Annotated in this window: 16 protein-coding genes; 8 read left to right on the top strand and 8 right to left on the bottom strand. The window is 53.9% G+C overall.

The features are described from left to right. Positions 1-258 precede the first annotated feature (258 nt). The 3 genes from QTO31_RS09340 to QTO31_RS09330 all read right to left on the bottom strand — a co-directional run bounded on the left by QTO31_RS09340 (position 259) and on the right by QTO31_RS09330 (position 4,994). Positions 259-2,007, bottom strand: a complete 1,749-nt coding sequence (locus tag QTO31_RS09340) for a DUF3352 domain-containing protein (protein WP_301428878.1) — start codon at positions 2,005-2,007, stop codon at positions 259-261. A 181-nt stretch (positions 2,008-2,188) separates the two neighbouring features. Beyond that, entirely contained in the window at positions 2,189-4,099 is a 1,911-nt protein-coding gene (gene gyrB / locus QTO31_RS09335; protein ID WP_031458711.1) for a DNA topoisomerase (ATP-hydrolyzing) subunit B, read from the bottom strand. 40 nt (positions 4,100-4,139) lie between these two features. After that, positions 4,140-4,994: a hypothetical protein gene (locus tag QTO31_RS09330; protein ID WP_301428877.1), complete on the bottom strand. Its 855-nt coding sequence runs from the start codon at positions 4,992-4,994 to the stop codon at positions 4,140-4,142. A gap of 385 nt (positions 4,995-5,379) precedes the next feature. Between QTO31_RS09330 and nusA the strand changes: the two genes are divergently transcribed. The 8 genes from nusA (at position 5,380) to QTO31_RS09290 (ending at position 13,771) form a co-directional block, all read left to right on the top strand. Continuing rightward, on the top strand, positions 5,380-6,708 hold the full coding sequence (nusA, locus tag QTO31_RS09325) for a transcription termination factor NusA (protein ID WP_031458713.1): 1,329 nt from the start codon (positions 5,380-5,382) through the stop codon (positions 6,706-6,708). Between the two features lie 4 nt (positions 6,709-6,712). After that, positions 6,713-7,039, top strand: a complete 327-nt coding sequence (gene rnpM / locus QTO31_RS09320; protein ID WP_031458714.1) for an RNase P modulator RnpM — start codon at positions 6,713-6,715, stop codon at positions 7,037-7,039. A 181-nt stretch (positions 7,040-7,220) separates the two neighbouring features. Beyond that, positions 7,221-9,461: a translation initiation factor IF-2 gene (infB, locus tag QTO31_RS09315; RefSeq protein ID WP_301428876.1), complete on the top strand. Its 2,241-nt coding sequence runs from the start codon at positions 7,221-7,223 to the stop codon at positions 9,459-9,461. Between the two features lie 193 nt (positions 9,462-9,654). Continuing rightward, complete coding sequence (gene rbfA, locus QTO31_RS09310; RefSeq protein WP_031458716.1) at positions 9,655-10,041, top strand: 30S ribosome-binding factor RbfA; 387 nt, start codon at positions 9,655-9,657, stop codon at positions 10,039-10,041. Continuing rightward, a complete protein-coding gene (locus QTO31_RS09305) occupies positions 10,028-10,651 on the top strand; it encodes a class I SAM-dependent methyltransferase (protein ID WP_301428875.1) in 624 nt (207 codons plus the stop codon). The genes rbfA and QTO31_RS09305 overlap by 14 nt, the downstream gene beginning before the upstream one ends. Then, positions 10,648-11,646 (top strand): DHH family phosphoesterase, encoded by a 999-nt coding sequence (locus tag QTO31_RS09300; protein WP_031458718.1) that lies wholly within the window; start codon positions 10,648-10,650, stop codon positions 11,644-11,646. Before QTO31_RS09305 ends, QTO31_RS09300 begins: the two co-directional genes overlap by 4 nt. Next, complete coding sequence (gene truB / locus QTO31_RS09295; protein WP_301428874.1) at positions 11,643-12,515, top strand: tRNA pseudouridine(55) synthase TruB; 873 nt, start codon at positions 11,643-11,645, stop codon at positions 12,513-12,515. Before QTO31_RS09300 ends, truB begins: the two co-directional genes overlap by 4 nt. Before the next feature lie 29 nt (positions 12,516-12,544). Continuing rightward, positions 12,545-13,771, top strand: coding sequence for an alanyl-tRNA editing protein (locus tag QTO31_RS09290; protein WP_301428873.1), 1,227 nt, complete (start codon positions 12,545-12,547; stop codon positions 13,769-13,771). 52 nt (positions 13,772-13,823) lie between these two features. Here QTO31_RS09290 and QTO31_RS09285 read toward each other — a convergent pair whose 3' ends face one another. From QTO31_RS09285 to QTO31_RS09265, 5 genes are all read right to left on the bottom strand, one after another. Next, positions 13,824-14,672, bottom strand: a complete 849-nt coding sequence (locus tag QTO31_RS09285; protein WP_031458721.1) for a YitT family protein — start codon at positions 14,670-14,672, stop codon at positions 13,824-13,826. 153 nt (positions 14,673-14,825) lie between these two features. Further along, positions 14,826-16,037, bottom strand: a complete 1,212-nt coding sequence (gene metK, locus QTO31_RS09280) for a methionine adenosyltransferase (RefSeq protein WP_031458722.1) — start codon at positions 16,035-16,037, stop codon at positions 14,826-14,828. A gap of 133 nt (positions 16,038-16,170) precedes the next feature. Further along, positions 16,171-17,433 carry an adenosylhomocysteinase gene (gene ahcY, locus QTO31_RS09275; protein ID WP_301428872.1) on the bottom strand — a complete coding sequence of 421 codons (1,263 nt, stop codon included), beginning with the start codon at positions 17,431-17,433 and terminating at the stop codon, positions 16,171-16,173. A gap of 21 nt (positions 17,434-17,454) precedes the next feature. After that, complete coding sequence (locus tag QTO31_RS09270; RefSeq protein ID WP_301428871.1) at positions 17,455-18,495, bottom strand: Gfo/Idh/MocA family protein; 1,041 nt, start codon at positions 18,493-18,495, stop codon at positions 17,455-17,457. After that, positions 18,492-19,466, bottom strand: a complete 975-nt coding sequence (locus QTO31_RS09265) for a carbohydrate kinase family protein (RefSeq protein WP_031458725.1) — start codon at positions 19,464-19,466, stop codon at positions 18,492-18,494. Before QTO31_RS09265 ends, QTO31_RS09270 begins: the two co-directional genes overlap by 4 nt. Positions 19,467-19,505: the final 39 nt, after the last annotated feature.

Genomic DNA, 19,505 nt, shown 5'->3' with positions numbered 1-19,505 from the left:
GGTAAAGAGAGAGAAGAGGCATGATGCGAGAGAGGAGTTCCCACAGCACCTGTATCAACAGAGGTCTGCAACCAGCTATCTCGCCGGTGCGTTGATCCATCCCCATCGGCGTATGGTAGGGCAACTCCCTCATCTTCCACCTGACCCAAACGGAAAGGGGAGGTGTATTCGCCAATGAACACACCTGACGACACGGTAAAGGCGACGTATGTGTCGCCCTTACCCAATGATCCCCTACACACAAGATACGCCTGATTTTTAAGGCGTAATGCTCAAGAGAAGTGTGCCACGTGCCACACCACGATCATTGATCCCAACGGTACCACTCGTTGTCAGTGCTTGAAATGGGGACAGTCGTCGATCGAGTTCTGGATCGACATCGTTACCAAGCCGCTTGCTTAGATCGCGGACAGACTTTAAGTTTACATAAATAACACCGGCGTTTGGTGACGGCATGGCCTTGAGTGCATCGGTGTAGGTAGCAACACTCGCCAGTTTCTTTTCGGCCCCAAATGCAGCCTCCATCGCCGAACGACCCACGGCAATGACCAGATCACGACCGTTAAAGCCGTAACCGATAAAGAAATCTCCCTCGGTGATTGCCTGTACCTGTGTTCGTCCAATTGAAACGTCCTCGAACGAGACCCCGATCAAGTCTTCGATGAGGGTTGTCAGCGTTCGCATCCCATCTTGAGCTGCCGACTGATCGGCTACCTGTAAAGCAAAGTAGCCACCAACCGGCAAGTCAGTGCTATCGTTAGGGAGAATGGTAATAACTCCTTCACCGTGAAACCAACGAAACAGATCACGTTCCAGGTCGATATTGAGGCTACGTTCGAGATTGCGTAAGGTGTTGGCAGTGTCGGGTGAAGCAGCCAGTTGATCGCGCAGTTGCTGACCCCAATCGGCGGGAATAGCAAAACTGATCACACCTACCGCATCACTGCTGACGTTACCGGCGCGTTCTGGTGATACCGCCGGTCGGAATGTTTTGAGGCGTTCGCGTAACTCACCACCTAAGCGCGCCTGATCCAGAACTGCCGTTGCATCGAAGCGTAATCCATCTTCGGTCACCGCCATTGTTAGCCCAACACCGTGCATAGCCTGTCCGATTGTCACAGCATCGCGTACAAACGATGCCGTGTTGCTCAGATTGAACGCATCGATAGCGGTTTGTGACACCTGTGCAATCGTGTTCCCGGCGATGTAGATCGTACCAATGCGGTCATTTGGTAAACTTTGGACGGTGGCTTGAAACGACGTATTTCGAGCCAGTGAGGTATCTGCCGGTTGCTGAATCAAGGTTGCAATTCCATCGGGCTTGTTGGCAAAGACAACCATATCGCGGGCGAGGGCAAACGCAGCAAACGCACTGTCTGGCGTATCACTCGCATAAATGGTAATGCCATTGGTTGTACTGCTGGTAAAGCGTTCACCCTTGCTCTCACGGAAGGTACGCTGTTTATCGAGAAAAGCCTGTGCTGCGCGCTGATCGCGTATACTTACAATGAGCAGGATGTTCCCTTCGCTGATCGCATCATCATTCACGGATGTTGGTGGTGTTGGGAGACCAAACGGCGAGTCCAGGTTTCCTACATTGGGATCAACAATGCGTTCAACCGGTATGCCGTATACCGCGAGGGCCATTTCAGCACCGATCCACGGCGCAATATCTTCGTTGAATGAAACCCCAAATTGCTCAGCAAGCAGATCGGATGTGGTCTGGTCGTTCTGGTAATCGAATGTTTCAGGGAAGGCACGGCGCAGGCGGTCAATGTTGGGTAAGTCGCTTAGATTGGGGGTGATCGCAGCAAAGATTTGGGTCTCGGCTGGCAGCAATTCCGGAATCCTGCTTGCACGCTGAGTAAGCAAATTAAACAGGAGAGCGCCTGCTCCAATGGCGATCAGTAATACCCCGACCGATATACCGGCAATAAGTAAGGGGAGATTACTGCGTCGTGATGACTGAGGGGTTACGGGTGGTAGCGAAAATGGATCGACCGTCATTGAATGCCTCCTCTTCGAACATGATGATCTGTGACACTATGTACGCAGGAGCGGTGTGCTAGGTTGCACGGTTGCCATCGTGATCGATGGCGAATCGTCAGGCAGCGCTCTCATTTGACATAAAAATTAAGCGAGGGTTGCCTGCCCTCGCTTTGCCAATGCGCTTGTTACCCACTCGCTGTTAAATATCTAACTCGACAACCTCGTTCGCATGGGTTTGAATAAATCGTCGTCGCGGCGGCACCAGATCACCCATTAGCATCGTGAAAGTCTCATCGGCACGGGCTGCATCTTCTAAGGTAACCTGGAGAATCACCCGATTTTGCGGGTTCATCGTCGTTTCCCAAAGCTGCTCGGCATTCATTTCACCCAAACCTTTGTAACGCTGAATCTCCACTTTTGTCCCGGGTGGCAGCTTACTCAAGTACGCATCCCGCTCGGCATCAGAATAGGTATACACCTGTTCACGGCCATGCCTGATCCGGTACAGTGGCGGCTGGGCGATAAAAAGATGTCCGTTCGTTATCAGTGGACGCATATGTCGGAAGAAGAAGGTCAGCAAGAGCGTCCGAATGTGGCTACCATCAACATCAGCATCAGTCATCAGAAAGATACGATGGTAGCGCAGCTTACTCAGGTCAAACTGATCGCCAATCGAGGTTCCGATAGCCGTAATCAACGCTCGTACTTCCGTATTCGACAGCATGCGGTCGAGCCGACTCTTTTCGACATTCAAAATCTTGCCCCGCAACGGCAGAATTGCCTGGAAACGACGGTCACGTCCCTGTTTGGCAGTGCCACCTGCGCTATCTCCCTCAACGATGTACAGCTCGCAGCGGGCCGGGTTCGGATCAGAGCAATCGGCCAGCTTTCCAGGCAATGAAAATCCTTCCATTGCACTCTTGCGAGCCGTCTCGCGCACCTTCTGCACTGCGAGCCGGGTTCGTGCAGCCGAAATAGCCTTCTCGATGATCCGGCGCGCTTCTGTGGGGTTTTCATCGAGCCAGGCACTGAACGCATCGCTAAAGACGGTAGCAACGGCACTCGCAGCTTCCGGACTCACCAACTTCTCTTTGGTTTGCGACGAAAACTGGGGGTCTTTCAGCTTAACGCTGATCACTGCCGTTAATCCCTCGCGCACATCATCGCCGGTGAGATTGCTCTCATTTTCTTTCAGTAATCCCTTCGCCCGTGCGTAATTATTGATAACGCGCGTCAGTGCGGTACGAAACCCCGACAGATGCGAACCACCGTCAACATTATTAATGTTATTGGCAAAGGTATAGACATTATCGGTGTCAAACGAGTCGGTATATTGCAATGCGATCTCCACCATCACATCGTCTACCATTCGCTCGACATAAAACGGCTGACGGTGGAGAACCGTCTTATCTTTGTTGAGGTGGCGCACATACGAAACGATCCCACCTTCAAAGTAAAAGTTAAGTTCGCGATTGGTTCGTTCATCAACGAACTTAAAGCGCAGACCCTTGTTCAGATAACTCATCTCGCGGAAGCGCTGCGCTAGCGTATCAAAATTGTAGTCGAGCGTCTGAATGATCGTGGTATCGGGCAAAAAGCGTGTGGTGGTGCCGTGGCGGTCAGTTGGTTCGAGATCAATAACATCGGTTACCGGCACGCCGGCACGATACTCCTGGTAGTAGTGACGACCATTGCGGTAGACATCAACCCGCATGTAGGCTGAAAGCGCATTTACTGCCGAGACACCAACGCCATGCAGACCAGACGAGACCTTATAGCCACCACTACCAAACTTTCCACCGGCGTGGAGTCGAGTCATAACAAGGGTGAGCGTACTGATTCCCTCTTTCGGATGGATCCCGACCGGAATCCCCGACCCATCATCGCTGACCGTCACCGAACCATCGCGGTGGATGGTCACGCTCACGCTGGTTGCCCGTCCGGCCATGACTTCATCAACCGAATTATCAACGACCTCGCGCACCATCGTGTGTAGGCCGTTAATATCGGTTGGGCCAATGTACATCCCAGGCCGCTTGCGGACAGCTTCCATGCCCTCAAGCACCTGAATCTGACTCTCATCGTAGGTTGTTGGTCGTTCACTCGTCATAGTCTGTGTACCTCGTCGTCCAACACGTTTGTGCCGCCGACTACGACAAAGCAACTGTCGCAGCGTGGGCGCGATAAAATTGCAGGCGAGCGGCACGGAGACCGCTACCGATGTAGGCGTTCCCAATAATGGCCAGCGCCAGCCAACCCGGCTGTGTTGCCAGTGCATGCCAGATTTGGGCAAATCCGACCTCGACAACGGCACAGACGGCTAGAAAGGTAGCGATTGCAAACCAGCGCTGGCGAGCAAGTTGCCAGCTTTTGCGCAGTGCCGCGACCGGTCGTTCATTGTGTAAGGTGATAATCTCTGGTGTCAGACCAAATCCTATCAGGCCAAAAATGCCCAGCAAAATCCATCCATTATAGATGAACGGTATTGTTGCAGGAATATAGAACCCGATCAACACACTTAATCCTAACAGTGGCCCAAGTACACCACCGACAATCCCGAAAAGGCCTGCCAGACGGTAGGCAACCGTCAGGCTACGTATCAGCGTAATCTTCCACGCAGGCCGTTCATTTAGCAGCATCTGGCGCAAGAGAACCATGAAACTGCTACTTAAGCTTAGTGCTATCAGATTAAGAATAACAACCGCACTAACAAATTGGGCAACCGGGAGATAGATCGGTGGCGGCAGCATAGCTGCCGGCCCTGGCGCCAGAAAAGGGATCATATTGGTAATAAGCAATAATGTCCGTGCATCTATCGCGTGGAGGGTACCGAGCCATTGGGCGACGATACCCTGCACATCATTGGGTGGCAATGCTAGCCCAATTGCACGACCGAGCCAGAGATAGACGCTCAACCCAATCGAGAAGAGCAAAATGAAAGGCTGACGGTGGATTGCAGTATAGCCGACAGCCAATGCATCAGTTACATACAACGGTTGGCGCATGCGTTTGCTCATTCGCTCGCCGCTCATCTGCTCATTATACCACATCTTCGTGATGAACGACGTGACGATACAAACATTCGTTCGATCAGGCAGCGAAAATTCGTTCAAGAAACGTTTGCAAAAGCAGATCAGAGGTGATATACTTGACTTGTGGAGTAAGGTTGCATGAACCGTGGGTATGTGCAACCGCCTGCTTGACACTCGCTGCTGTCGAGATGAGCGACAGTCTCATCAGGCCGTTCAGGGAAGCGCGATGAACCGTCTGTGAGTACCGCTAATAAGCCGCTTCCGCTGTCGATAGGCAGTGGTTTGGCGCAGCAGTCTGCGTTGTTCGGGTGGAAAGTGGGTCATACCCACTTTTCTTATTGTCAGGCGAGTTATAGCGATGAAAAGCGATTTTTACGCAGCGATTGCTCAAATTGCATCTGAGCGCGGTATTCCAAAAGAAGCCATTATTGAGGTGATGGAGAAAGCGCTGGTAAGCGCCTACCGGCGCTTGTTAGGCCCCAATCCGCCGGCCGTTGAGGTCGTTGTGAAGCTAGATCCGATCAGTGGTGTGGCACGGGTGTACGCTGAAAAACAGGTCGTCGATGAGGTCTATGATGAGCGATTTGAGATTGATCTCGAATCGGCTCGGCGCATTAAGCCCGATGCTCAAATCGGTGAAGCGGTCTTGGTCGAGACAACGCCACGCGATTTTGGTCGAATTGCTGCGCAAACGGCCAAACAAGTTGTGTTGCAAGGAATCAAAGAGATCGAGCGCAACTACATCTATAGCGAGTTTGAAGATCGCGAAGGTGAGTTGTTGACGGCCACGGTGCAGCGGAACAACGGTCCGCGCGGCAATGTCATCCTCGAATTGGGGAAGGCCGAGGCAATTATTCCACCTAAAGAGCAGGTTGCCAACGATCGATATTATCACGGGCAGCGCCTGAAGGTCTACCTGATGGAGGTTAAAAAAGATGAACGTGGTCCACGCTTGATCGCCTCACGGGCGCACAAGAATCTGATCCTCCGTCTGTTCGAGATGGAGGTGCCCGAAATTTACAACGGCGTCGTTGAGATCAAGTCCATTGCTCGCGAGCCGGGTTTGCGCACGAAGGTCGCTGTTGTTGCTCGACAAGAGGGGATTGATCCGGTCGGTTCGTGTGTTGGCATGCGTGGCATTCGCATTCAGAACATCGTGAATGAGCTGAATGGCGAGAAGATCGATGTGGTGCAATGGTCATCTGATCCACGAGAATACATTGCCAACGCCCTCTCACCGGCACAGGTGGTTGAAGTGCATCTGAACGATCACGAACACACTGCCCTGGTTATTGTGCCCGATAAGCAGTTGTCGCTCGCAATCGGTAAGGAAGGGCAGAATGTGCGTCTGGCAGCTAAGTTGACGGGCTGGAAGATCGATATCAAGAGTGCTTCCGCCTTGCTCGAAGAGGAACGGGCGGCGGCTGAGGCACGGGCCGAAGCTGAAGCTGAACAGATGGCGATTGAGGCTGAACTGGCGATGGCTCCGGTTGAAACACGGATTGTGCAACCAGACGGCACTATTCGCTATCGTGGTCATCGCTACGGCCCGCTCGGAAATGATCTGATTGGTGAAACGGTGCACGTGCGCGCTACATCGCAGATGATTTTTATTTACTACAATGATCGCCTGTTCGCTTCTTATATCTTGCAGGAAGGTGGACAGGCATCGCCCGATGAGGAGTAAGCTCATGGCGGCCAACCTCAAGACCGGTGGGCCACGTCCACGGCACGTACCACAACGGATGTGTATCGTCTGCCGACAAAGTGATGCCAAGCGAGCATTGATTCGTCTGGTGCGTCGTGCTGATGGGCGTGTTTCTATCGATCCAACTGGCAAGCAGCCCGGACGTGGTGCATATTTGTGCCACAATCCTGCCTGCTGGAGTCAGGCCTTGCGCCGCAATGCGATTGAGCGGGCGTTGAAGATTGCGGCGTTGCATCCCGAGGATCGGGCAGCAATCGAAGCAAGAGGACAGCAGTTCCTTCAGGAGAGGGAGTCAACGGTAGCCGAGTAGCCTGTCGCCCATGCACGTTAGCGATGGCTCGCTGTACGTAATAGACCATCAGCAATGTAATTGACCGATGTCGGTCTGCAACTGGCTCAATTGCTGCTATCGGCGCCGTTGACGTACCTGTACCTGAATAGTGAGGGAGATCAATCTTTCCAGGTTGCTCTCCTCAGAAAGGATGATGACGATGAGCGATAAACCACGACGTGATACAGGAAGTACGGGAACGGGTACCGGACGCAGCACCGGCCAGGCAGGCAATAATCGTGTCGCTACCGGCTCACCTAATACCAGTACCGGACGCAATCCGAATGCGTCGTCAGGTACCGGTCGTTCGGCAGGGAATCAGTCTACCGGAAGTGGCCGGCCTGCGACATCTGGTCGTAATCAAACCACGCCAGCAGCTCAGCGCAGTACACCGGCTACCGGCGCCGGAAAAACCGGTGGAGCGGCGAATGCCCGTAACACAACGACACCACCTGCTCGCGGTGCTCCAACCCCAGCGGCTGGACGCGGGAGCAACAATGCCCGTGGCCGTAATCAGAATGCACAGTCGGCCCGTGGCCGTCAACAACCTGAAGAACGTGAGCGCGATCATGTGTTGCGCCGTCCACCAACGCCAGCAACACCGCGACCGGTGGTTCGTCCTCGTGGGCCAGTAGCTTTACCACCCGTGATGACGGTACGTGAACTCTCTGAAGCCACTGGGATTGGTGCTGCCGATATTCTGAAGGCGATGCTCAAAGGAGGAATACTGGCCAATATCAACCAGCAGATCGACTACGAGACGGCGGCGCTGATCATGGCCGATTTTGGAGTTGAGACGACTGAAATTGTACCCGAACGAATGGCGGGTATTGTTGAAAACATCAAAGAAGTTTTGAAAGCGCAACCCCCCGAAGAGATGCGTCCGCGACCGCCGGTAGTGACGATTATGGGTCACGTTGACCACGGCAAGACAAAGCTGCTCGATGCGATTCGCTCGACACGGGTGGCTGAAGGTGAGGCCGGTGGCATTACACAGCATATCGGTGCGTACCAGGTTGAGGTTAATCATCGGAAGATCACCTTTCTCGATACACCAGGACACGAGGCGTTTACCGCTATGCGTGCTCGTGGCGCCCAGGTGACTGATATTGTGGTGCTGGTGGTTGCGGCTGATGATGGCGTAAAACCGCAGACCGAAGAGGCGATTGCCCACGTGAAAGCCGCCGGGGTGCCTATGATCGTAGCGATTAATAAAATTGATCTACCGACGGCTAACCCTGATCGGATCAAGCAGCAGTTGGCAAATGTTGGTGTGATTGTTGAAGAGTACGGTGGAAATGTGCCTTGCGTGCATGTTTCGGCACGCCAGAAAATCAATATCGATGGCCTGTTGGAGATGATCTTGCTGGTAGCCGATCTTGAAGACCTGCGCGCTAATCCGAATGCTCCGGCAGTCGGCACTATCATCGAAGCAAAGCTTGACAAGAGCCGTGGGCCGGTCGCAACGGTGCTGATCCAGAACGGAACCCTTCATCTTGAGGATAATGTGCTGGTCGGGTGTGTCGCCGGTAAGATTAAGTCGATGTTTAGCGATAGCGGCAAACGCCTCCGCAATGCTGAACCTTCAACACCGGTGGAAATTGTTGGCCTGGAAGGTGTACCGCAGGCCGGTGACATTTTGCAGGTGATGGACGATCTGGTCGTGGCACGTGAAATTGCCTTGCAGCGTCAGCGGCAGCAGCGAGCTGAAGCGATGGCCGCGACGGTTCGTGGCACCAGCCTCGAAGAGCTGTTTGGTAAGGTGAAACAGGGACAGGTGAAAGAACTGAACTTGATCCTGAAAGCTGATGTGCAAGGATCGCTTGATGCTATTGCACACCTGATCGAGCAGTTGAACCAGTCTCAGCAGGCGGTGCAGACCCGGATCATCCACCGTGGGGTTGGCGCTATTACCGAGGGAGATGTCAATCTTGCCCTGGCCAGTCATGCGATCATCATCGGTTTCAATGCCCGCCCCGATCCGGCCGCCCGTCGTCATGCCGAGCAGCATGGGGTTGATATTCGCTTCTACAACATCATCTATCAGTTGCAAGATGATTTGAAGAAGGCAATGGCCGGTATGCTGGCGCCAACCGTTAAAGAGGTGGTTGAAGGCTATGCCGAGGTGCGCAATACGTTCCGATTACCAACCCGCGAGGTCGTGGCCGGTGTCTATGTGACCGATGGTAAAGTGACACGCACCGGTCAGAATGTGCGCGTCTTGCGCCGTGGTGTGGTGATCCACGATGGTAAGATTTCGTCACTGAAACGCTTTAAGGACGATGTGCGTGAGGTGACGGCTGGCTATGAGTGTGGTCTGATTGTTGAAGGCTTTAACGATATTGAGATCGGTGATGCGCTGGAGTTCTATCGTCAGGAGACGGTCGCAGCGTCACTCTAAGCTCTGGTACGACTGTTGTGCGTTTAACGTTGTGCCTGTACTCTGAACGTTGCATACCCCGTCTGGGTTGGTTTGTAAACCTGCCCTGCGGGGTGTGCAACGATGTTGCGAGTCCTTGATTACCTCCTTTCTCTTCACATCAGGCGTTGACGCCTGTTTCACAGGTCATAAAGTAAAGAAAGCGAGTAACCCTATGGCAAAACAACGATTACAACAAGTTGCCGATACGATGCAACGTATTCTCGGCGAAGTGATACAGAAAGAATTGAAAGATCCGCGCGTTGGTTTTGCCACAGTGACCGGAGTCGAAGTGAGTGCCGATCTTCAGCACGCAAAGGTTCGTATTTCGGTGATGGGTTCGCCGGAAGAACGTGAGGCGACAATGGCAGTTTTACAGCGAGCACGTGGCTTTTTGCGGAAGCGAATTGCTGAAGAGATGGGATATATGCGGTTTATTCCCGAACTTCACCTCATTCAGGATACGTCGCTCGATTACACCATGCATATTGATGAAGTGTTCCGTGCAATTCAGCAAGAACGGCTGATCAATCCACCAAAGATTGATGATGAACAGCAATGACGCTCCCTTCGATCCGTATTACAAGAAGCGGATTACGTATACACTGCGCGGTCAGCAGTTTCTATTCGATGTTGGGCATACGATCTTTTCATCGTTTCAGGTCGATGAAGGTACCGATCTCCTTTTGCGTCTGATTGAACCGTCATCGCCTGATCCACAGCGGATTCTCGATCTCGGTTGTGGCTGTGGTGTGATCGGCATCTGCCTGGCCCGTCGTTTTCCGCAAGCGGAAGTGACGCTGGTTGATAAAGATCTGCTGGCAGTACGATACGCTCGCCACAATGCAGTTCTGAACGCAACATCGAATGTTACAGTCCTTGGGAGCGTTGGCCTGAGCGATGCCCCTCCTGGCCCTTACGACTTGATCGTCTCGAACATTCCGGCTAAAATCGGCGACTACGCCATCGAACACGAATTTGTTCTGGCACCATTACGTCATCTGCGACCTGGTGGGGAATACTGGTTTGTCGTCGTAAGCGGTCTCAATCATCTGATCCCTCGTCTTGGCCCGCGACATAATCTACGTCTCAAAGAGATAAAGAAGCGCGCTGGTCATTCTGTCTATCGAATTGTGCTGCCAGCCGCTCCCATTGCGACAGGAGGACTATGATTTTGACTCAGCCTCTGCAAGCGGTTGAACCGATCCGCAGCATAGTGGCCCAGGCGCAACGGATTCTTGTCTTGAGCCATGTTAACCCAGATGGTGACGCCATCGGGTCAATGCTGGCTACCGTGCATGTGTTGCGTGAACTTGGCAAAGATGTTATCGCTCTGGCTCCCTCTGCGCCAATTGATTATTGTACGGTCTTACCCGGCTTTGCCGATCTTCAGGTTTACCAGTCAGGTTCACCACTTCCGGAGTGTGATCTGATTTGGATGGTCGATGTAGCTCATCTCTCACGTGCTGGCTTGATTTATGATGAGCATGAGGCGTTCCTCCGTTCCAAACCGCTCATTATCGTCGATCACCACGCAACAAATGATGGCGGCGGTGCGGTGAGTGTCATCCAGCCACAAGCTGCTGCGTGTGCAGAGGTGTTATTTGATCTGTTCACCGCTCTCGCCTGGCCTGTTTCGCCTGCAGCGGCAACCTGTTTGTATCTGGGCATCCTTACCGATACGCAGGGATTTCAAATTCCAAGTGTAGCGCCGGCGACATTCCGCCGTGCGGCTGCGCTGCTCGAAGCAGGTGCCGATAAGCAGCGTGTGGTCGATGCCGTTTTTTTCTCGATCCCGCCTTCGACATTGCGCTTAACCGGTATGGCGATGTCGCAGTTGCAGCATGAAGATGGTATCTTCTGGACGATCGTTTCGCAAGAGATGTTACGTGCAGCACAAGCCGATGAGTCGGCAACGGATGATACAATCTCCCGTTTGCAGCGAGTGGCCGGGATGCGGGCCTGTGTGCTCTTTCGCGAACGCCCCGATGGTACGGTAAAGATTAGTCTGCGTTCGGTTCCCAGTATTGATGTCGCCGCCGTTGCTCAACGCTGGGGAGGGGGTGGTCATCGTCAGGCGGCAGGGGCAACGCTGGCGATGAGTCTCGAAGCAGCAGTAGCTGAAGTCTTACCGGTATTACGCCAGGCTGTGCAGAGCAATCTATGACGGAGTTGGTTGGATTTCTGGTTATCGATAAGCCCGCAGGTTTCACGTCGCACGATGTAGTAGCGCACATCCGGCGACTGGTCGGCAAAACGGTGAAGGTTGGTCATGCCGGCACACTCGATCCATCGGCAACAGGTGTGCTTCCGATTGCCCTTAGCAGTGCGACGCGCCTGATCGATCAGTTGGTCGATGCCAGGAAAGGGTACCTTGGTGTGGTGCGGCTGGGCGTGCAAACGACTACCGATGATCGTGAAGGTGAGCCAATGGTCACCAGACCGGTACCGGACATCACCGTCGCCGAGCTTGAGGCCGTGTTGGCCCAATTCCGTGGCACGATTGTTCAACAACCACCGGTCTTTTCGGCGCTCCACGTAGACGGACAGCGGGCATACACCTTAGCTCGGGCCGGTGCTGAGATCACGTTAGCGGCGCGACCGGTACGCATTGATCAGCTTACGCTCGTGTCGTACAATCCACCTGATCTCGTAATCGCAGTGGAATGTGGTAAAGGAGTCTACATTCGTGCGCTGGCTCGCGATATTGGAACCGCGCTGGGTTGTGGTGGACATCTCGCGGCGTTGCAGCGTACTTTCGTGGGACCATTTCGGCTCGAACAGGCCATTCCACTTGCAGAGTTGACCGATCGTGCATCGGTGATCAGACATCTCGTTCCGCCTGACATTGTATTATCAGATTGGCCTCTGCTCCAACTCAGCGCAGCGGAAGCGAGCAGAGTACGCAACGGGATGGCTATTCCGGCTGGCAACCTCGACGCAACGCGGGCGCGGGCCCACGATCCCACCGGCAAACTTATTGCATTACTCCACCGTGACGGTGCGTACTGGCGACCGGTTAAGGTATTTACCTGAGATATACGCTTATCAACCGATAGTCACCTATGGACACTACCACTCGCCTATACTACGATGACTCTTACCTGACGACATTTACTGCACAGGTGATTGCCAGTTCTGAATACAACGGACGTCCGGCAGTAGCACTTGACCGTAGCGCCTTCTACCCGGCAGGTGGTGGACAACCGGCTGATCAGGGTTGGATCGAAGCTGCCTCGGCGCCTGATCGTCGTTGGCCGGTTGTCGATGTGCAGAGTGACAATGGTGTCGTCTGGCATATTCTCTCTGCAAGTGAACCGCTCCCCGCTCTTGGTACAACTGTTACCGGTCAGATCAACTGGGCACGCCGCTTCGATCATATGCAGCAACACTGTGGGCAACATATTTTGACGGCGGCGTTTATTGCCACCTGTCAAGCAGCAACGGTTTCATTCCATCTGAGCGAGCGGAGCGTTACCATCGATCTCGATGTCACCAACCTGAATGAAGATCAGGTTCAGGCTGCCGAAGCCTGGGCCAATCAAGCTGTCTGGGCTAATCTGCCCATCTATGCTCGCTTCGTTAGCCCGACTGAGCTGACACAGATTCCACTACGCAAACCGCCGACGGTCAGTGACTCTGTGCGTGTCGTTAGCATTGGTAACATCGACCATTCGGCTTGTGGCGGAACACACCCGGCGCGCACTGGTGAGGTTGGGGCGATTGTTGTGACAGGTTGGTCACGACACCGTGGGATGACTAGGGTTGAATTTGTGTGCGGTGGCCGGGTGATCACTGCTCTGCACGAGCGCGATCGAGCGATCCGGTCTGCCGCGTCGGCTCTGAGTGTGGGATGGGCTGAATTACCGGCGGCAGTCAGTCGTCTACAAGAGACACTCCAAGGGCTACAACGCGAATTGACCCAAACTCGTCGTGAACTTGATGCGTTACGGGCTGCGCAGTGGTATGCTCAGACACCACCTGTCAATGGACGGCGCGTGGTAACAGCGACGCTGCCCGATGCTGACCTTGAACGGCTACGTACCATTGCCGGCTTCATCGCGGAACTGCCGGGTGGCATTGCCATTGTTGCCGGCGGCACCGAACGCGCTCAGGTAGTAGTGGCTTGTGCCAGTGATACTGCTGTCGATGCTCGTGAAATTCTGGCAGTAGGAATGAAAGTGCTGGGTGGACGTGGTGGTGGTCATGCCCGCATGGCACAAGGCGGGGGTGGTCAGATGTCACTCCTTGCCACCGCCATAGCGGCGATGATGGAACGGGCAGCTTTATGAATAGGAGGGGCGGGTTTCTGGCCCGCCCTACGATAGCTGGTTGTTGCTGAACTTACGTTGATCGACTAAACCCCTCACCCAGAACCTCTTCAACCTCACCGATAATCACAAATGCCGCGGGGTCAATCGTATTGACCAGGTTTTTCAATGCACCGATTTCAGTTCGAGCAACTGCGCAGAGCAGCACGGCTCGTGTGGCTCCGGTATAACCACCGATGGCTTCGAGTTGGGTGATCCCTCGTCCAAGCTGGTGCAAGACAGCCTGTCGGATCGGATCGGGTGACGAAGTAATAATCAGGGCTTGACGTGCTCCCTTCCCGGCTGCCAACACGGTATCGATTGCTCGACTCGCGGTAAATGCTACCAGAAGCGCATACATGATCTTCTCGGGGCCGTAGCTAAAGAGTGCTGCGGTAAAGACCAGCGTATCGAAACCGAGCAGACTACGTCCGGGTTGTACGCCAAAGCGCCGTTCGATCAGGCGCGCCAGAATATCACTGCCGCCGGTCGTCCCGCGTGCCCGCAAAACCAGCCCGATCCCGACTCCGTCAATGACCCCGCCGTATAGACTATAGAGAAGCGGGTCGTTAGTGATTGGCCGGGCGAATGATGCCAGAGCATCAATGGCGAGTGACATCACTGTGACGGTGTAGAAGGTTCGGATGCCAAAGACAGTCCCTCCCAAATAGCGCCAGCCCGCGATCAAGAGCGGAATGTTCAGAATCAGCACCACAATGCCAACTGGTGTACCAACAAAGGTGTTGAGCAGTTGCGCAACACCTGTGACTCCGCCGGTCACAACTTGATTGGGCACCAAAAAAAAGCGCACCGCCGTTGCGCTTAGCAAAGCACCAATGGTGAGTAGAGCATAGTCAGCGAAAACGTGCACAACCCGTCGCATATCGTTAGCTCCAGTGTCTAGAAGGTCAGATGTGTGAACGTAATGCTCTGTAATAGTATCGATTACTGGGCATGAGTTCAAGATGTAGTTTATAGCACATTAATAGGGGCGGGTTTATGTCCCGCCCCTATGCGCTGGATCGTCTCATCCCCATTATAAACCGGCGGCACGACGCAGCTCTTCCACCCGATTGGTACGCTCCCAGGGCAGATCAATATCAGTACGGCCAAAATGACCACCGGCTGCCGTCTTACGGTAAATCGGACGACGCAAGTCGAGATCGCGGATGATGGCACCTGGACGAAGATCAAACACCTCGTTCACCGCTTTCAGAATGACCTCATCTGGTACGGTAGCGGTGCCAAAGGTCTCGACGCTAAGTGACAATGGACGGGCAACGCCAATAGCGTAGCTGACTTGCAGCTCGACCCGACGGGCAAGACCGGCAGCAACAATGTTCTTTGCCACCCAGCGGCAGGCGTAGGCCGCACTACGGTCGACCTTTGATGGGTCTTTCCCGCTGAATGCACCACCACCGTGACGGGCAACCCCACCGTAAGTATCAACGATAATCTTGCGTCCGGTCAGACCACTATCACCCATTGGCCCACCGATCACAAACCGTCCGGTCGGATTAATGAATATCTTGGTTTGTGCGTCAAGCCAGTTCTCAGGAATCTCGGTCTTGATCACGTGCTCAATCAGATCGGCGCGAATTTGCTCTTGTGTCACATCCGGTGCGTGCTGACTACTGATCAGAACAGTGTCGACGCGCACCGGTTTGCCATAGCTGTACTCGACAGTAACCTGCGACTTTGCATCAGGCCGCAGATACGGCAGTGTGCCGTCTTTACGTACTCGTTCGAGACGCCGGATCAGGCGATGGGCCAGCGCGATACTGGCCGGCATGAGTTCGGGGGTTTCATCACAGGCAAATCCGAACATCATGCCTTGATCGCCAGCACCGACTGCTTCGACATCATCGTTCATTGCTCCGATCTTAGCTTCGAGCGCTTTATCGACCCCCATGGCGATGTCAGGAGATTGGCCATGGATCGCAACCATCACACCGCATGTATCTGCATCAAATCCATAGTCGGCGCTGGTGTAACCGATCTCTTTAACCGTGCGTCGGACGATCTCCTCAATTGGGATGTAACCACGTTCGTAAGTGACTTCACCTAATACCACGATCAAACCCGTCGTTGTCGCCGTCTCTACTGCAACTCGTGCCTTCGGATCGTGGCTCAGAAAGGCATCAAGAATAGCGTCACTGATCTGATCGCACATTTTGTCAGGGTGGCCTTCGCTCACACTTTCGCTGGTGAAGTAGAAGCGCGGCGAGTTCATGAAGGTGCTTGACATAGTCAACCTCTGTCATTGTCTAAAACTTGCCCAAATCGGTTCGTAAATCGTTGATACGCCGTTGGCTCCGCACCTGTGAGCATGGACAGGTGGCGTGATGATCAAACGTTTCACGCCACCTGCTACGTGAGTACTACGTACCTTCTTGCCACGAGTTGAGATACGCTTCCTGTTCAGGGGTCAGTGTATCGATGCGGATTCCCATCGCGGCCAGTTTCAGCGACGCGATCTCGCGATCCAACTCTTTTGGCAGTGCATGCACGCCAACCGGCAATTTTCCACGATTACGCAGCAGGAATTCGCTGGCCAGTGCCTGATTGGCAAAACTCATATCCATAACCGCGCTCGGATGCCCTTCGGCGCTGGCCAGATTGATTAGACGGCCTTCGCCAAGCAAGTTGATCGCTCGTCCATCGCGCAGAATGTATTGCTCGACGAACGCACGTGGCTGACGTTTCTCAACACTCATTGCCTCTAGCGCCGGGATGTTGATTTCGACATTGAAATGACCGCTATTCGCGATCACGCAGCCATCTTTCATAACAGCGAAGGCGTTGCTGTCGATCACATGTTTGTTTCCGGTTGCGGTAACGATGAAATCAGCCTGTCGCGCTGCCTCTTCCATCGGCATCACGCGGAATCCATCCATAACCGCTTCCAGGGCCTTCACCGGATCAATCTCGGTAACAATAACGTTTGCGCCCAGGCCACGTGCGCGTTCGGCGATTCCCCGTGAGCACCAACCGTAGCCGGCCACAACGAACGTCTTTCCGGCGAGCAAGATATTGGTAGCGCGGATGATGCCATCGAGCGTGCTCTGGCCCGTGCCGTAGCGATTATCAAACATGTGCTTGGTATCGCTATCGTTTACGGCGATCACCGGAAAGGGAAGAACACCCTCGCGTGCCATGGCCTTCAGCCGAATAACACCGGTCGTTGTCTCTTCAGTACTACCAACCATGTGAGGAATCAGATCAGGCCGATCTTTTAGTACACCGGTCACGAGATCGGCGCCGTCGTCCATCGTCAGTTGTGGATTGTGATCGAGTGCCGCCCGGATGTGGCGGTAGTACACGTCGTTGCTCTCGCCTTTGATCGCAAAGACCGGAATCTCTTCGTAGGCTACTAATGCGGCGGCCACGTCATCCTGTGTGCTGAGCGGATTGGATGCAACCAGGACGACATCGGCTCCGCCGGCAGCCAGGGTACGCATCAGATTGGCAGTTTCAGTGGTTACGTGCAGACAGGCGCTGATGCGCAAGCCGGCCAGGGGCCGTTCGCGCGCAAACCGTTCGCGGATCAAGCGCAGAACTGGCATCTCCTTTTCTGCCCATTCGATCCGCTTGCGACCCTGTTCGGCCAGGTTAATATCTTTGATGTCGTAGCTTACGGTCATAGCGGGTATTCTCTCCTTTTTCTAATGAACAAGCGACATTCCCACCGGCCATTCCGGCGTGATCGTCGGCTTGTGGATCACCGTATGAGATGCAGTAACAGCGCTCGTCAGTAGCGCTTCCATTGTAGCCAGGTTATCGAGTGATTCGGTTAACGGCATCGCACCGACCGAAGGAATGGGGACTGTACTGTTTGCTAGAGCAGCGAACCCTTCTGCTTCGAGGCGAAATTGATCGGCTGGCGGGATCGTCAATGTTTCTACTAATACATGCCTGCGACCACGCGCAACCGTAACCGTGGTTGCCAGATCGGGGGTCGGGTTAAACGGACGGTCAAGGTGAATCCAACCGGCATCACCGATGATCTCCACCCGCTGATTCCATGCGTTCTGGAAACTACACGTCACCACTGCACCATGATCGGCAGCAAAGCGGAGCAGGCCGCTCACACTCAGGTCAACCGTTTCACCGGCAACGAAGGCCGTAGCTTGCTGTGGGCAAACGCCAAACGCCATTCGTGCATAACTCAGCGGATAGCAACCTATATCGTACAGAGCACCGCCACCCAATTCAGCATTCAGGCGGATATTTGTGGCATCATCAAGCAGAAAGGCAAAACTCCCTCGCACCTGTTTCACTTCCCCAATAACACCATCGGCCAACAATTGTTGGACGGTGATCGTTTGGGGATGGAAGCGATACATAAATGCTTCCATCAAGAGCCGACGATTGGCCTGCGCAGCGGCTACCATTGCCAGACCATCGGCGAGGGAAGTTGCCATTGGCTTTTCGCATAAGACATGTTTACCGGCCTGCAAAGCGGCAATTGACCATTGAGCGTGCAGACTATTCGGTAGAGCGTTGTAAACAGCCTCCACTTCAGGATCGTTGAGTAATGCAGCGTAATCACCGTAGGCACGGGAAATGCCGAATTCGCTAGCGAAAGCAGCAGCACGATCAGCATCGCGTGCCGCAATGGCAACAATCTGCTCTGTTAACGAATGAGCCAGTGCGTTGGCGAAGCGACGGGCAATGCGACCGGCGCTCAAGATACCCCACCTCATGCAGCCTCCTGAAGTGACAGTGCGGCGAGTGGTAGATCGTGACCGAACGCAGTTCGGTAGCGATGAGCGAATTCTTGCAAGGTAAAACGATGCTCCTGGCAACCCCGCTCCTCAATTGCATACGCTGCACAAAGAGCCGCAATCCGTCCGGTGATTTCGAGCGGTAACTGCCGGGCCAGACCAAAGGCAATACCGGCCAAATACGCATCACCGGCGCCGGTTGGATCGCGTACTTCTTTTACCGGCGCGATTGGAATTGTGGCAGCAAGTTGACCGGCAACGTATATCTGTGATCCTTCGCTACCGCGAGTCACAACCGTGATCGGAGCCTGGGCAATCAATTCCGCTTCACTGATACCGAGGCACTTTGCCATCATCCCGAACTCGTAATCATTGCTGATCAAAAGACGTGCCCCTTTTATGCCAATCATCAGTAGATCGGCATCAAGACGCGGCGTCTGCTTTCCGGGGTCGAAGATATAGGGGACACCCATCTGCTGACACTCAAGTGCGAAGCGGCGCATTGCCTCTGGACTGGTAGGCGAGATTAACACGAGATCGTTGGCTGTCAAACCACGATGTAGAAGAGAATTGTGATGATCGTGCCCCATTGCTCCGGCATAGAACGCAACGATCTGGTTATTTGCCTGATCGGTATTAATAAAGCACGAGGAAGTAAACTCGTGCTCGACGATCATAATTCCACTGGTATCAACTCCACATGCTTCGAGCATTGCCCGGTATCCGTCAAAATCGTGACCGGCTGCTCCAACAATCAAGGGCCGTTCACCGAGCAGAGCGAGATTGTAGGCGATATTCCCGGCCACCCCACCGCGCAATTTACGCATCGAGTCTACCAGAAAACTGACTGAAATGATATGCGCTTTGTCGGTGAGCATAAAATCTTTAAAATAGCCAGGAAAATCCATAATGTAATCAAATGCAAGTGAACCGGTAACCACGATTTTCACGGTGTTTTCTCCTTGCCTGGCCTGCAATCAACAGGTTAG

Origin of the sequence: Chloroflexus sp. MS-CIW-1, from assembly GCF_030444705.1 — a bacterium.
GTDB lineage: Bacteria > Chloroflexota > Chloroflexia > Chloroflexales > Chloroflexaceae > Chloroflexus.
The sequence above is the reverse complement of the archived record's forward strand: the minus strand, read 5'-3'. Positions and strand labels throughout refer to the sequence as shown.